Below are 12495 nucleotides of genomic sequence, written 5' to 3' on the forward strand. Positions count from 1 at the left end.
CTTTGCCGTTTGCCGCGTCAGCCGATCGCGGAAGTTACAGGGCCGCCAGCGCCGCTTCTGTTTCCACTCGCGCCTTTTCCAGGGCTTCCTCTTTCACATCCTCACTGATGTTCAAACCCTCGGCGTAAATGAAGCGCACATCCTCAATACCGATGAAACCGAAAATCGCTTTGATAAAGGTGGTGCTGGTTTCATGGGGCTGGCCCACATGGAAACCGCCGTGCGAGGCGAACACCCGCACCGGGCGGTCAGCCACCAGCCCTTCCGGACCGTCGGCGGTGTAGCGGAAGGTCACTCCGGCCCGGGCGATATGGTCGAACCAGGCCTTGAACTGGGTGGGCACGCCGAAGTTGTACATGGGCAGTCCGACCACCACCAAATCCGCCGCCCGCAACTCTTCCACCAAGGCATCGGACAGGGCCAGCACCGCTTTCTGCTCATCGTCCAGGCTGTCGGCAAAGCCGCGCAGCGCGCCGGCACGGGCCAGGTCCAGGTGAGGCACGCCGTCATTGACCAGATCGCGGACCACCACTTCGGTGCCGGGATGGCGGGCCTGATAAGCCTCGATGAAAGCCGTGGCCATCTGGCTGGACTGGCCCTGGTCACCAAAGATGCTGCTCTGCAGGTAAAGAATGCGGGTCATGGCTGCTGCTCCGTAATAATCGAATGACATCATTGTCTTTTCGTCTGATCCGATATAAAACAGCAACTATTCGAGCAATATCTTCGAAATATCTGATATGTCGACCAAAATTTCCCTGGACCAATGGCAAGCCCTGATCGCCGTGGTGGACGAAGGCGGGTACGCCGCCGCCGCCGAGGCGTTGGGCAAAAGCCAATCCGCGATCAGCTATGCCGTGCAGAAGATCGAAACCGAGCTGGGTATCCGCGCCTTCACTTTGGAGGGCCGCCGCGCCAAGCTGACGGAAACCGGCGATATGCTCTACCGGCAGGCCAAGCTGTTGCTGGAAGAAGCGGGCCGTATCGAAAACTCGGCAATCCAGTCCAGCCATGGCTGGGAACCTCTGGTGCGGCTCGCGGCGGACGCCTTGTTTCCCCGTCAGCAGGCGTTGTGCGCTCTGGTCACTCTGGCGGAGGAAAGCCCGCTGACCCGGGTGGAGTTCCAGGAAACCGTATTGTCGGGATCCGAGGAGGCGCTGCTCCGGCACGAAGCGGACGTGGTGGTTACCGGCCGGGTACCGCCCGGGTTCATGGGCGATCATCTGATGCGGGTGCGCTTCATTGCCGTGGCCGCTCCCGGCCACCCCTTGCATCAGAAGGGCGAACTGAGTCTGGAAGACTTGCGTGCGCACCGCCAGCTGGTGATCCGGGATTCCGGCAAGCGCCGCCTGGATTCCGGTTGGCTCGGCGCCGAACAACGCTGGACCTTCTCCTATGGCGGCAGCCGGCGGGAAGCGCTGCTGCGCGGGTTGGGGTTCGCCTGGGCGCCGGAAACCGAGGTGGACGGCGATCTCGAAGCGGGAACCCTGCAGCCCCTGCCACTCAAGGAAGGCGGCGAGCGCTACGGTGACCTGTACCTGGTCTACGCCGACGGCCAGTACGCCGGCCGTGCCGCGCGATTCCTGGGTGAAAGCCTGAAAGCCAGTTGCCGGAACCCGGACACTGATCATTAATCATACCCGGTCTATACTGAAGCTAGATTCGCTCTGGAGGCCTTCCCATGCGCAGTACCGTTGCTCTGATCCTTGCCCTCCTGCTAACGGGGTGTGTCGCGCCGGTGGTCATCGACCAGCGCGCGCAGACTGATTTCAGCCAATACCACAGTTATGCCTTCGATCCGCCGAAAGAAGATCAGGAAGCCCTGAGCCTGGACGGTCAGCGAGTGCAAAAAGCGGTGCGCGAGGCACTGGCCAACGGCCCGCTGCAACCCGCTGATGAGAGCAGCGCCGATCTGCTGGTGCGCTACCGCTTCGTTCCGGTGGACCGCTTCCAGGGCAGTTCGGTGCAGTTCGGCTTCGGTTTCTGGCGAGATCGCTACGGCCTGTCCACCACGACTCCGGTGGAAGGACAAACCAACCAGGAATACCGCCTGCAGATCGCCCTGGTGGACCGCGGCGACAAGCAGGTGGTCTGGCAGGGCACCAGCCGCGACACCCTCTATTTCGAGATGGCCACGGAACGACGGGCGGAGCGTATCGATACCATGGTTCGGGAAATGTTCAATCGTTATCCGCCGGTGGCCACCCCAGACTGACAAGCAGCCCGCCCGACGGACGGTTCTCCAGCCGCAACCGCCCCCCGGTGCGGGCCATGATACTGGCGACGATGGCCAGTCCCAGGCCATGGCCTCCGTCATGGCCGTGCCAGCCCCGATCCAGAACACGCCGTTGCCGCGCCTCGGGAATACCGGGCCCCTGGTCGGCAACCGTCAGCCAGCACAGCCCCTCCTTCTCTTCGAACCCGATGCCAATCACGCCCTGCCGGGGGCTGTGGCGCAACGCGTTATCCAGCACATTGCGCACGGCGATCCGAACCAGCCCTTCCGGTGCCAGCGGCACTAATTGACCACCCTGCGCCAGCTCCCATCGGAGACTCTGGCCAGGAAACTCCTCCAATACGCTGGCCGTCACTTCGGCCAGGGGCGGACAGGGCGGCGCTTCACCGGGGACGCGGTCCTCGCGCGCCAGCGCCAATAACTGCTCCAGGCTGCCTGCCAGCCTCACGCTGGCCTGCTCCGCCGCCGCCAGCGCCCGTTCCGCCTGTTCTCCGGAAGTGATCCGCGCCACCTGGAGCTGGGTGCGAATCGCCGCCAGCGGCGTGCGCAGCTCATGAGCCAGGTTATCGGTCAGTTCCCGCTCCCGGGTCAGCGCGCGGCCGCTTTGCGCCAACCAGTGATTCAATGACGCCACCATCGGCGCCAACTCACCGGCTCCCGGCGCCAGTGTCAACGGCCGGGTATCCTCCAGATCCCGCGCCGTTAACTGCTTGCGCAGCGAGGACACCGGTCTGAGCGCCCGTCCCACCGCCCACCAGACCAGCGCCAGACTGGCCAGCAGACCGGTCACCAGCGTCACCATCAGCATCACCGCCATACGATGGAGGAAGCGGGTCCGGCCACTGACGCGCTCGGCGGAAGCCACGCGCAAATCGCCCTCGGTAATGGTGTAGATGCGCCAGGCCTCACCATCCAACTGGCGCTCGCCGAAACCGTCCTCCGGCAGCACCAGCTCCCCCGGCGGCGCCCCGGCACTGCGCGCCAGAATCTCGCCGCGCAGTACACTGACTTCGCAGGCGATGCCCTGGAAAGGCATGTCATCCGGGTTGTCCACGGCCTGGTTCGGCGTGGCGCCACTGGCGGTGATCAGTGAAGCCACCATCCGCGCCGAGGCCGCCAGACGATGGTCGAGCATGTCCGACAGCCGGTCCCGGGTTTCACCATGCAGCCAGATCGCCAGCGGCAGCCATAACAACAACAGCCCCAGTCCCAAAGCCCAGAGCAGGCGCGCGCGCAGACTTTGTGCATGAATCACGGCGGGCTCCCCAGCCGGTAGCCTTCGCCACGCACCGTTTCAATCAGACTTTCCCCCAACTTGCGCCGCAGGTTGTGAATGTGCACGGCCAGAGCGTTGCTCTCCACGCCACCGGTCCAGCCGTACACACGGTCGGTGAGCTCGTCCACAGTCAGCAATCGCCCCCGACTTTGCAGCAGCGCCTGGAGCAGCGCCCGTTCCCGCCGGGCCAGTGAGACCGGCTGCTGATCCAGCCAAACCCGCTGCTGGCCCGGATCGAAACGCAGGCGGCCATATTCGATCCACGGCACGGCACGGCCTTGAGCACGACGCAGCAAGGCCCGCAAGCGCGCCACCAGCTCATTGAGATCGAAGGGTTTGACCAGGTAATCATCGGCGCCGGCGTCGAGGCCATCGACCCTGTGGGCCACCCGGTCCCGGGCGGTGAGCACCAGTACCGGCTCGTCCCGCTGACGGCGGCGCCAGCGCCGCAGCAGCACCAAACCGTCCTCGTCCGGCAGCCCCAGATCCAGCACCACCACATCGAAGTGGCCGTTGACCAGCGCCTGATCCGCTTCCGCCGCGCGGGTGACCCAGGCCACGGTGAAGCCGTGGGCCTCAAGACCGGCGTTTACGCCGTCGCCCAGCAGGGCGTCGTCTTCCACCAGTAGTACGTGCATTGTCTTCCAGGCTCCAACGAACGGATCACCGGGAGGTCCAGCCCCGGATGTTCCAGAATAGCACCGCCGTATTAGCCCGCCATTAACGAGAGGCGGGCCGCGACGGGCTAATGGTGTGTTAATCCACGCCCCGCACACTGAGCCGAGTTTTTTGGAGGAGCCGCGAATGACCACTTTCACGCTGGGCCCGCTGGCCCTGCCATGGATGGCGATGCCCTGGCTGGCTTTGTTGCTGAGCGCCTGGCTGACCACCGTGTGGCGGCGCCGGAGCGGCCGGGCGGACGCCGAGCCTTTGCTGTGGTGGCTGCTGACCGGCGCCCTGGTCGGTGCGCGCCTGGCCTTTGTTGGCCGCTATTGGGATCAATACGGCCTGAGCTGGGCGCTGATCGACATCCGTGACGGCGGCTGGTGGTGGCCGGGCGGGGTGGCCGGCGCGGTCGTTGGCGCCGCGCTGGGCTGGCCGCGTCATCGTCAGGCCGGCGGCGAACTGCTGCGGACGCTGGCGGTGGGCGCCGTGGTGGCCGTGCCAGTGCTGGCCACGGTAATGGCATTCAGCGGCGTGCGCCCCATGGCTCCCGATGTGGCCCTGCAGGACCTGCAAGGGCGCCCCGCGGGCCTGCTCGACGACGGCCCGTCGCCATTGACGGTGGTCAACCTGTGGGCCACCTGGTGCCCGCCATGCCGCCGGGAAATGCCGGTATTACAGCGGGGACAACAACACTACCCCGAGGTGGATTTCGTTTACGTGAACCAGGGCGAAAGCAGCGCCCGGATCCGCAGCTATCTCACCGACCAGTCATTGCGCCTGCAACGGGTCCTGGCCGATCCGCACAGTGATCTGCTGCGCGCCCTGGGCAGCAGCGCGCTGCCCACCACGGTGCTGATCGATGCCCGGGGCCGCCTGGTTGGCAGCCATGTGGGCCCGCTTTCCGACGCCAGCCTGCGCCATCTGCTGGCTCCGTACATCAAGGAGTAACGCCATGCTTCGTTCACTGTCCCTGCCATTGCTGTTGATGGCCGCCCTGTTCATCGTCCCGCTGGCACACGCCGACGATCAGGAGGATCAGGCCGCCGTGCAAAAAAGGGTCTTCGAGATGTTGGAACAAAGCCATTGGGTGGCGGAAGGCGCGGACGATCCGGAGCGGGTAGTGTACATGTTTACCGACATGGAGTGCCCGTATTGCGCCAGCCAGTGGCAAATGATGCGGCCATTTCTGCAGAACGCGGACAACGACGTCCAGGTGCGTCACATCATCGTCGCTCTGATCAAGCCCACCAGTCTGGGCAAGGGCGCGGCGGTGCTCGATGCCAATGATCCGCAAGCGGCTCTGGACAAAGCCCAGGGTGATTTCAACCAAGGTGGCATCGAGCCGTTGCGGGACATCCCCGCCGAGGTGGAAAACGCCCTCCAGGCCAATACCATCCTGATGATGCAGCTTGGCTTGCGCGGTACGCCGGCGACCCTGTTCCTGGATCCCAACGGCCGCTTGCAGGCGGCGCCGGGGCTGATGAACGAGGAGGTTCTGGCCTCGTACGTTTTCCAGACCCGGCCGGCGCCGAAGGCGCCGTGACCGGGATTCGCCGGGCTATTCGGCCAGCCAGCTCACCTCGCCATTACACAGGGTGCGGCGCACCGAGCCGGGCAACACGGCATCAAACCAGGGCGAGTTACGGCCGCGGGAAAGCCAGCGCTCATTCATGACACGCTGCTCATCCGGCGCCACCACCGCCAGATTGGCCATCCGCCCGGTTTCCAGCTGACCCGCGGGAATCCCCAGGCAACGGGCTGGCGCCGAGGTCACCGCGTCCAGTGCCCGGTGCAGCGGCAAGGCACCATCCTGAACCAGTTTCAGTACCAGCGGCAGCAGGGTGTCGAGCCCGGAGATACCCGGCCGGGTGGACGGGAACGGCGCGGCCTTGCTGAACGAGCCCAGTGGTTGATGTTTGGAACAAATGGCATCCAGCGTGCCGTCGGCCACCGCGTCCAGTAACGCCTGCCGGTCCTCCACCGTACGCAGCGGCGGCAGCACGTGGCAGCGGCTGTCGAAGCCCTCGAGGGCGGACTCGTCGAGAAGAAGATGGTGAATACTCACATCCGCTGTAACGGGCAGTCCACGGCGTTTTGCTTCCCGAATCAAGGCCAGAGAATGGCGGCTGGAAATCTGCTGGAAATGAGCCCGCACCCCGGTGGCCTCCACCAGCAACAGGTCCCGGGACAGGGCCACCGATTCCGCCACCGCGGGAATGCCAGGCAGGCCGAGACGGGCCGCCACGGCGCCGTCGTGGGCGCAGCCTCCGGCGGTCAGGGAAGCGTCCTCGGGCCGGAACAGCACCAGCAAATCAAAGGTCGCGGCGTATTCCAGACAGCGCTTGAGGGTGAGGGAACTTGCCACGGACGCGCCGGCCTGGCCCACCGCGATACAGCCGGCCTGGGCCAGGGTCTGCATTTCCGCCAGATGTTCACCCGCCAGCCCCTGAGTCAACGCCGCCACCGGCAGGGCCCGGGCAAAGTTGGCCTGCCCGGCCTGTTCCCGGATCAGGCGCACCACCGCGGTACTGTCCACCGGGCCGCAGTCCGGCTGCACCGCCATATGGGTGACCCCCCCGCCCGCGGCGGCGCGGCATTCCGAGGCCACGTCACCGGTCCAGGGGCCCTCACCGGGCAGCGACAGATGCACGCAACTGTCCACCAGGCCGGGAATCACCCACAGCCCTTCGGCTTCCATGATTTCCGCCCCCGGCGCGTCCAGGCTGGCGCCCACCCGCACCAGGCGGCCTTCCTCCACCAGCAGGTCGGCGACGTCGTCACGGCCGGAGGCCGGGTCGATCACCCGTCCCTTGCGGATCAGCAGGTTGGCTTTAGTGTCCATGGCCGCTCTCCTCCCGGGCTGCCTGAGCCGCATCCAGACTCTCCTGGCCGCTGATGGCCATGGACATCACCGCCATGCGCACGGCGATGCCGAAGGTAACCTGGTTGAGAATCACCGAGCGGGGTCCGTCGGCCACTTCCGAAGCGATTTCAACACCCCGGTTGATCGGCCCCGGATGCATGACGATGGCGTCCGGTTTGGCGTGACTGAGCTTCTCATTGGTCAGGCCGTAAAGGCGGAAGAACTCGCCTTCGCTGGGCAGCAGTGCGGAATCCATACGCTCTTTCTGCAAGCGCAGCATGATCACCACGTCCACATCCTCGATGCCCTGGACCATGTCGGTGAATACGGTGGCACCAAGCGCGTCGGCATCCGCCGGCAGCAGGGTGCGCGGCGCGATCACCCGCACTTCCTCGGCGCCCAGGATATTGAGCGCGTGGATCTGGGAGCGGGCCACCCGTGAATGCAGAATGTCCCCGACGATGGCCACCTTCAGGCCCTCGAAGCCGCCCTTGTAGTGGCGGATGGTGTACATATCCAGCATCGCTTGAGTGGGGTGCGCGTGACGCCCGTCACCGGCATTGATGACCGCCACTTTCGGCGTCACCTGCTCGGCGATGAAAAACGGCGCGCCGGAATCCTGATGGCGTACCACGAACATATCCGCCGCCATCGCCTCCAGATTGCGCAGGGTATCCAGCAGCGTCTCGCCCTTGCTGGTGGCGGACTTGGCGATATCCAGTGTGAGCACGTCCGCGCTCAAGCGCTTGGCGGCCAGTTCGAAAGTGCTGCGGGTCCGGGTGCTGGATTCAAAAAACAGATTGACCACGGTTTTGCCACGCAGCAGCGGCACTTTTTTGATCGCCCGTCCGCCGACGTCGACGAAACCGGCGGCGGTATCGAGGATGTCTTCCAAAAGCGGGCGGGAAAGGTGTTCCAAGGAGAGAAAATGGCGCAGCTTTCCATCATCGGTGAGCTGCACGCGGGAGGAGGGCGGCGCAAGCGTCATTCCTGAAACCTTATTTCCAGGGTCTGTGGGCACGGACAGAACCTATGGCATGCTCCGCGGCCGGGATGCGCGGATCCGCCACATTCTAACTATTGACCGGGGCAGAATGCTATGGAGCTGGGCATAATGCCAAAGTTTACGACATCAGTGTCCGTTCCGGACGGCCTGCACCGATGCTTCCAATTGATCCGGTCCGCTCAGTTCCACCCGTTGATCGGCGGGCAGGGACAACACCTCGCCGCAAATATCGGCGCGAATAGGTAACTCGCGCCGACCAATATCGAATAACACCATCAGCCGTATCGAGGCGGGACGGCCAAAATCAAACAACTCATTCATGGCGGCACGAATGGTGCGGCCGGTCATCAGCACATCGTCCACCAGGATCAGATGCGCCCCTTCCACGTCGAACGGCAATTTAGACGGTTTGATGCTTTTCTTCAGACCGCGCTTCTCGAAATCATCGCGGTAGAAATTGGCGTCCAGGAACCCCAACGGCAACGGTGTGCTCAGGCGCTCGTTCAAGGCTCGCGCCACCCAGGCACCACCGGACTCGATACCCACCAGGGCGGTGGTGCCGGCATCGTCCGCTCCGCCCATGCTTCCCATGCTCTCCAGCGAGGACGCCATGTCCCGCAGCAAGGAGTCAATCTGTTCCGGATTCCAATGCAAGGTCATCTCCTCGGCCTGTTGTGCTGGCCGTCACTTCGCAGCAGTCTAGCCGTTGCCGGCTGAATTGAAAAACAGGTTTACATCACGGGACCCACCATGGCTTTCGGAGTACACTGCGCAGCTTGTTTCATGTCACTTCGATTACTAAGGAACGGTTATGAACCAAATGATTCGGATTGCTGTGGGGGCGGTTCTGGCAGGAACCCTGGGCGCCAACGCTCACGCCTTTGACCTGAAAGGTATGGCCGACAAGGCCACCAAGGCCGTGGACGACGCCAACAAGGCGGTCAGCGAGCAAACCGACAAAGCCAATGGCGCCATCAATGCCGCCTCGGAGCAGGGCCAGGCCAACCTGGACCAGGTTACCGGCCAGTGGCAAGTGGCTGGTGACGCCAAGAACATGGTCGACACCCTGTCCAGCGACCTCGGCGTCAGCCAGGCCCAGGCCGCCGGCGGTTCCGCCGCGCTGCTCGCCCTGGCCCAGACCAAACTGGATGCCAGCCAGTTCAGCGGCGTTACCGACAAGGTATCCGGCCTGGATCAAATGCTCGGCAACAGCCAGGAAAGCAGCGGCCTGCTCGGTAGCGTGCTGGGCAACGTGAAAAGCCTGCAAGGCGTGCAAACCGCGTTCAGCGCCATGGGGCTGAGCCCGGACATGGTGAGCCAGTTCGCACCGACCATGCTTAAGTTCCTGGGCGGCCAGGGCGTGGCCGACGGCGTGCTTGGATCCCTGCAGCAACTGTGGACTCCGGCCGGCTAAACGCCGACAGCGTCACGGCCAGCCGGTCGTGACGCCGCCGAGCCGGGGCTCAAGGCGTCACTGGCTCGGCGCCATTCAGATACCCCTCCGCGATCACTACCGCGGCCATGGAATCCACCTTCGGATCCGGCCCTCTGGTGGCGGTGCGCTCCCGCGCTTCCCGGGTGGAAAGCCGTTCATCCACCATATACACCTTCAGTCCGAACCGCCCCTGGATGCGCCGGGCGAACTTGCGCGCGCGCTCGCTGGAATGGCTTTCACTGCCATCCATGTTCAAAGGCAGCCCCACCACCACCAGTTGCGGGCGCCACTCATCCAGCAACGCGGCCATCTGTTGCCAGTCGGGCTGTTCGTTCTTGCAGGACAGGGGCGGTAACGGCGAGGCGGTACCGATCAGGGCATTGCCGCTGGCGACACCGATTTTGCGGGTTCCGTAATCAAAGGCGAGCAGAATCAACCGTGTCCCACCTGAGTGGCGATCAGGCTCATATCCACGCCCATGCGGGCGGCCGCGGCATGCCAGCGCTGTTCAAACGGGATCTCGAACACCAGCTCCGGGGCGCTGGGGGTGCTCAGCCAGACATTATCCGCCAATTCCTGCTCCAGCTGGCCCTCGCTCCAACCGGCATACCCCAGGCACACCAGAGTGGATTCCGGCCCCTCACCCACGGCGATGGCCTCGAGAATGTCCCGTGAGGTGGTCATGCACAGCCCATCCGCCAACATCAGGGTGGACTGCCAGTGGCGCTCCACATCCCGGTGCAACACGAACCCGGCTTCCTGCTGGATCGGGCCGCCGGCCACCACCTGATGGCGGCTGGAAGGCGGCACCTCCACCTCGATCTCCATATCCGCCAGGATATCGTGCAGGCTCAAGCCGGCCGGACGGTTCAGGGTCAGCCCCATGGCCCCTTCCGGATTGTGCTCAACCACATAGGTCACGGTGCGGTCGAAGTTGGGATCGTCCAGTTGCGGCATGGCGATCAGGAACTGGTGTTTCAGGCTGTTGTGCGTCATGGGCCCAGTATCCGGGGAGCGCGGGACCAGGGCAAGAGTAGAGGGGTGCCGGATCAGCGTGAGGAGACCTGCCGGTTGGCATCGAACTGCCAGGTACGGATGATCTCCAGCACGTCCATATGTTCGCGCATCTCCGTGGAAAAGGGCTCAAACGGCGCCGACAGGCGCACACTCTGCACCGCCGCCTCATCCAGGAAGGCATGCCCGGAGGACTGCAACACCCGAATGTCGCGGATGTCACCGCTCTTGCCCAGCGCCACCATCAGCCGCACCCCGCCGAAGGTATTGCTGGTCAGCGCCCGGGCCGGGAAATGGCGGGTCCCGGTGACTTCGACTTTGCGGCGAAAGGCGTCGATATAAAGCGCTTCGTAATGAGCCTTGGTGGAAACCGAAGTGAGCCGGCGCACCCGTGGCCGTTTGGCATAGGCCTGCTTCTGTTGATCCAGGCGCGCCTGCAGGCTGGCGATCTCACGGCTGAGCTGATCCAGGCTGTCATCACGGCGTTGTGGTTCGCTGGGCTCCTGTTTCTGCTCTTGCCGAGGTGGTTCCGCGCGTGGCGAAAAGGAATGCGTCACGATCACTTTCTGGCGCGACACCGGACGGGGAGGCGGCGCACTGTCCGGCTCCAACTGCACCGGGCGCGGCCGGGCGTCGGTGAACGGCGCCTGCTCGGTGGTGGTCAGCTCCTGTTTTTCTTCTTCGTCGCCGGCCCCCTCCTGGTTGGCCTGGGCAATAAAGTCCGCCTCGTCCGGCGTCTGGTCGCTACTGTGAGTCGCCAGTGTCACATCCAGTGTCCGCGGCGCGGCGCGGGGCCGCTCTGGTGCGAAGCCGACACCGAACAGCACCAGGCCGTGCACGGCCAGCGCCATGAAGAGTGTGAAGCCGAGGCGATCGGCGGCGGTAACCTGAGCAGAGGCCATGAGTCGTGTCGTCAATAACCGGATGATGTCGGGCCGGTGGGCCGGCCCTGTTATAGGAGTCGTTATTGTCCGGCCCGTTTTGTTGTTTCGCTAGGACCGGTTGCGCATTTCCAGCAAAGCATCGAAAAGCTGCCCGGCGATATTGATGCCGTAAATGGCGTCCAGCTCCCGCGCACAGGTGGGGCTGGTGACGTTGATCTCGGTGAGATAGTCACCGATCACGTCCAGGCCGACGAAGTACAGCCCCCGCTCGCGCAGCACCGGCCCTACCTGTTCGCAAATCCAGCGATCACGGTCGCTCAGTTCCCGACCCTGGCCGGTGCCACCGGCCGCCAGGTTGCCGCGGAACTCACCTTCCTTGGGAATACGTGCCAGGGCGTAAGGCACCGGTTCCCCATTGATCATCAGGATGCGCTTGTCGCCGCTGGTGATCTCGGGAATGAATTGCTGCGCCATGATCGGCGTGCGCCCGTGATCGGTCAGCACCTCGATGATCACGCTGGTGTTGGGGCTGTCCTTGGATACCCGGAAGATATTGGCGCCGCCCATGGCATCCAGCGGCTTCATGACGATGTCATTGAACTCCGCTACAAAGGCCCGCAACTGATCGGCGCGGCCGGAAACCAGGGTCGGCACACAGCATTGCGGGAAATCGGTGGCGAACAGTTTTTCGTTGCTGTCACGGACACTGCCGGGACGATTCACCACCAGGGCACCCTCGCGCTCCGCTTTTTCAAGAATATAGGTGGCGTAAATGTACTCCGCGTTAAATGGCGGATCCTGGCGCATCAGGATCATGTCCAGATCCGGCAGCGAGGTCCGCGTGGCATCGCCGAGTTCGAACCAGTGATCATTGTTGTCTTCCACCCGCAGCGGCCGGGTGGTGGCCAGTGGCCGGCCATCACGGACGTACAGATCCCCCGGCTCCATGTAGTGCAGCCGCCAGCCGCGCCGCTGAGCTTCCAGGAGCAGGGATAAGGTGGTGTCTTTCCAGGGTTTTATGTGGGCGATGGGATCCATCACCACACCGATATCAAGGCTCATGGTGGCTCCAGGCAAGAGGACGACACCGCATGTTAGCAGTGCGCGGGAATGCT

Annotated in this window: 15 protein-coding genes; 5 read left to right on the top strand and 10 right to left on the bottom strand. The window is 64.2% G+C overall.

The window, feature by feature from the left end; translation table 11 throughout:
* Positions 1-34: 34 nt before the first annotated feature.
* Positions 35-643 (bottom strand): FMN-dependent NADH-azoreductase, encoded by a 609-nt coding sequence (locus CRO06_RS09530; protein WP_022997476.1) that lies wholly within the window; start codon positions 641-643, stop codon positions 35-37.
* Between the two features lie 97 nt (positions 644-740).
* Here CRO06_RS09530 and CRO06_RS09535 point away from each other — a divergent pair, with 97 nt between their 5' ends.
* A complete protein-coding gene (locus CRO06_RS09535; protein ID WP_026948838.1) occupies positions 741-1634 on the top strand; it encodes a LysR family transcriptional regulator in 894 nt (297 codons plus the stop codon).
* A 47-nt stretch (positions 1635-1681) separates the two neighbouring features.
* Positions 1682-2215: a DUF4136 domain-containing protein gene (locus CRO06_RS09540; protein ID WP_022997474.1), complete on the top strand. Its 534-nt coding sequence runs from the start codon at positions 1682-1684 to the stop codon at positions 2213-2215.
* Here CRO06_RS09540 and CRO06_RS09545 read toward each other — a convergent pair.
* Positions 2181-3491 carry a sensor histidine kinase gene (locus CRO06_RS09545; protein WP_097058328.1) on the bottom strand — a complete coding sequence of 437 codons (1311 nt, stop codon included), beginning with the start codon at positions 3489-3491 and terminating at the stop codon, positions 2181-2183. The two genes, CRO06_RS09540 and CRO06_RS09545, sit on opposite strands and share 35 nt — an antisense overlap.
* Entirely contained in the window at positions 3488-4150 is a 663-nt protein-coding gene (locus tag CRO06_RS09550) for a response regulator (protein ID WP_026948835.1), read from the bottom strand. Before CRO06_RS09550 ends, CRO06_RS09545 begins: the two co-directional genes overlap by 4 nt.
* A 166-nt stretch (positions 4151-4316) precedes the next feature.
* Between CRO06_RS09550 and CRO06_RS09555 the strand changes: the two genes are divergently transcribed.
* Positions 4317-5126 (top strand): TlpA disulfide reductase family protein, encoded by an 810-nt coding sequence (locus tag CRO06_RS09555; protein ID WP_022997471.1) that lies wholly within the window; start codon positions 4317-4319, stop codon positions 5124-5126.
* Between the two features lie 4 nt (positions 5127-5130).
* Complete coding sequence (dsbG, locus tag CRO06_RS09560; protein WP_179746557.1) at positions 5131-5721, top strand: thiol:disulfide interchange protein DsbG; 591 nt, start codon at positions 5131-5133, stop codon at positions 5719-5721.
* A gap of 15 nt (positions 5722-5736) precedes the next feature.
* On the opposite strand, the gene CRO06_RS09565 is transcribed toward dsbG, so the two are convergent.
* The 3 genes from CRO06_RS09565 to pyrR form a co-directional block, all read right to left on the bottom strand.
* On the bottom strand, positions 5737-7020 hold the full coding sequence (locus tag CRO06_RS09565; RefSeq protein WP_022997469.1) for a dihydroorotase: 1284 nt from the start codon (positions 7018-7020) through the stop codon (positions 5737-5739).
* Positions 7010-8029 carry an aspartate carbamoyltransferase catalytic subunit gene (locus CRO06_RS09570; protein ID WP_022997468.1) on the bottom strand — a complete coding sequence of 340 codons (1020 nt, stop codon included), beginning with the start codon at positions 8027-8029 and terminating at the stop codon, positions 7010-7012. Before CRO06_RS09570 ends, CRO06_RS09565 begins: the two co-directional genes overlap by 11 nt.
* 144 nt (positions 8030-8173) lie before the next feature.
* A complete protein-coding gene (pyrR, locus tag CRO06_RS09575; protein ID WP_022997467.1) occupies positions 8174-8701 on the bottom strand; it encodes a bifunctional pyr operon transcriptional regulator/uracil phosphoribosyltransferase PyrR in 528 nt (175 codons plus the stop codon).
* A gap of 157 nt (positions 8702-8858) precedes the next feature.
* Between pyrR and CRO06_RS09580 the strand changes: the two genes are divergently transcribed.
* Positions 8859-9461 carry a DUF2780 domain-containing protein gene (locus CRO06_RS09580; protein WP_022997466.1) on the top strand — a complete coding sequence of 201 codons (603 nt, stop codon included), beginning with the start codon at positions 8859-8861 and terminating at the stop codon, positions 9459-9461.
* A gap of 49 nt (positions 9462-9510) precedes the next feature.
* Here the strand turns inward: CRO06_RS09580 and ruvX are convergent, their stop codons facing one another.
* The 4 genes from ruvX to gshB all read right to left on the bottom strand — a co-directional run bounded on the left by ruvX (position 9511) and on the right by gshB (position 12442).
* Entirely contained in the window at positions 9511-9915 is a 405-nt protein-coding gene (gene ruvX, locus CRO06_RS09585; protein WP_026948831.1) for a Holliday junction resolvase RuvX, read from the bottom strand.
* Positions 9915-10478: a YqgE/AlgH family protein gene (locus CRO06_RS09590; RefSeq protein WP_022997464.1), complete on the bottom strand. Its 564-nt coding sequence runs from the start codon at positions 10476-10478 to the stop codon at positions 9915-9917. The genes ruvX and CRO06_RS09590 overlap by 1 nt, the downstream gene beginning before the upstream one ends.
* Positions 10479-10531: 53 nt before the next feature.
* On the bottom strand, positions 10532-11398 hold the full coding sequence (locus CRO06_RS09595) for an energy transducer TonB (RefSeq protein ID WP_022997463.1): 867 nt from the start codon (positions 11396-11398) through the stop codon (positions 10532-10534).
* A gap of 90 nt (positions 11399-11488) precedes the next feature.
* On the bottom strand, positions 11489-12442 hold the full coding sequence (gene gshB / locus CRO06_RS09600) for a glutathione synthase (RefSeq protein ID WP_022997462.1): 954 nt from the start codon (positions 12440-12442) through the stop codon (positions 11489-11491).
* Positions 12443-12495: the final 53 nt, after the last annotated feature.

This window comes from Alloalcanivorax xenomutans (genome assembly GCF_900217905.1).
In the GTDB taxonomy this organism is placed as follows: Bacteria; Pseudomonadota; Gammaproteobacteria; order Pseudomonadales; family Alcanivoracaceae; genus Alloalcanivorax; species Alloalcanivorax xenomutans.

Coding starts and splice junctions, on each gene's coding strand:
- CRO06_RS09530 (WP_022997476.1), bottom strand. CDS start 643: ATGACCCGCATTCTTTACCTGCAGAGCAGCATCTTTGGTGACCAGGGC.
- CRO06_RS09535 (WP_026948838.1), top strand. CDS start 741: ATGTCGACCAAAATTTCCCTGGACCAATGGCAAGCCCTGATCGCCGTG.
- CRO06_RS09540 (WP_022997474.1), top strand. CDS start 1,682: ATGCGCAGTACCGTTGCTCTGATCCTTGCCCTCCTGCTAACGGGGTGT.
- CRO06_RS09550 (WP_026948835.1), bottom strand. CDS start 4,150: ATGCACGTACTACTGGTGGAAGACGACGCCCTGCTGGGCGACGGCGTA.
- CRO06_RS09555 (WP_022997471.1), top strand. CDS start 4,317: ATGACCACTTTCACGCTGGGCCCGCTGGCCCTGCCATGGATGGCGATG.
- dsbG (WP_179746557.1), top strand. CDS start 5,131: ATGCTTCGTTCACTGTCCCTGCCATTGCTGTTGATGGCCGCCCTGTTC.
- CRO06_RS09565 (WP_022997469.1), bottom strand. CDS start 7,020: ATGGACACTAAAGCCAACCTGCTGATCCGCAAGGGACGGGTGATCGAC.
- CRO06_RS09570 (WP_022997468.1), bottom strand. CDS start 8,029: ATGACGCTTGCGCCGCCCTCCTCCCGCGTGCAGCTCACCGATGATGGA.
- CRO06_RS09580 (WP_022997466.1), top strand. CDS start 8,859: ATGAACCAAATGATTCGGATTGCTGTGGGGGCGGTTCTGGCAGGAACC.
- CRO06_RS09590 (WP_022997464.1), bottom strand. CDS start 10,478: ATGACGCACAACAGCCTGAAACACCAGTTCCTGATCGCCATGCCGCAA.
- CRO06_RS09595 (WP_022997463.1), bottom strand. CDS start 11,398: ATGGCCTCTGCTCAGGTTACCGCCGCCGATCGCCTCGGCTTCACACTC.
- gshB (WP_022997462.1), bottom strand. CDS start 12,442: ATGAGCCTTGATATCGGTGTGGTGATGGATCCCATCGCCCACATAAAA.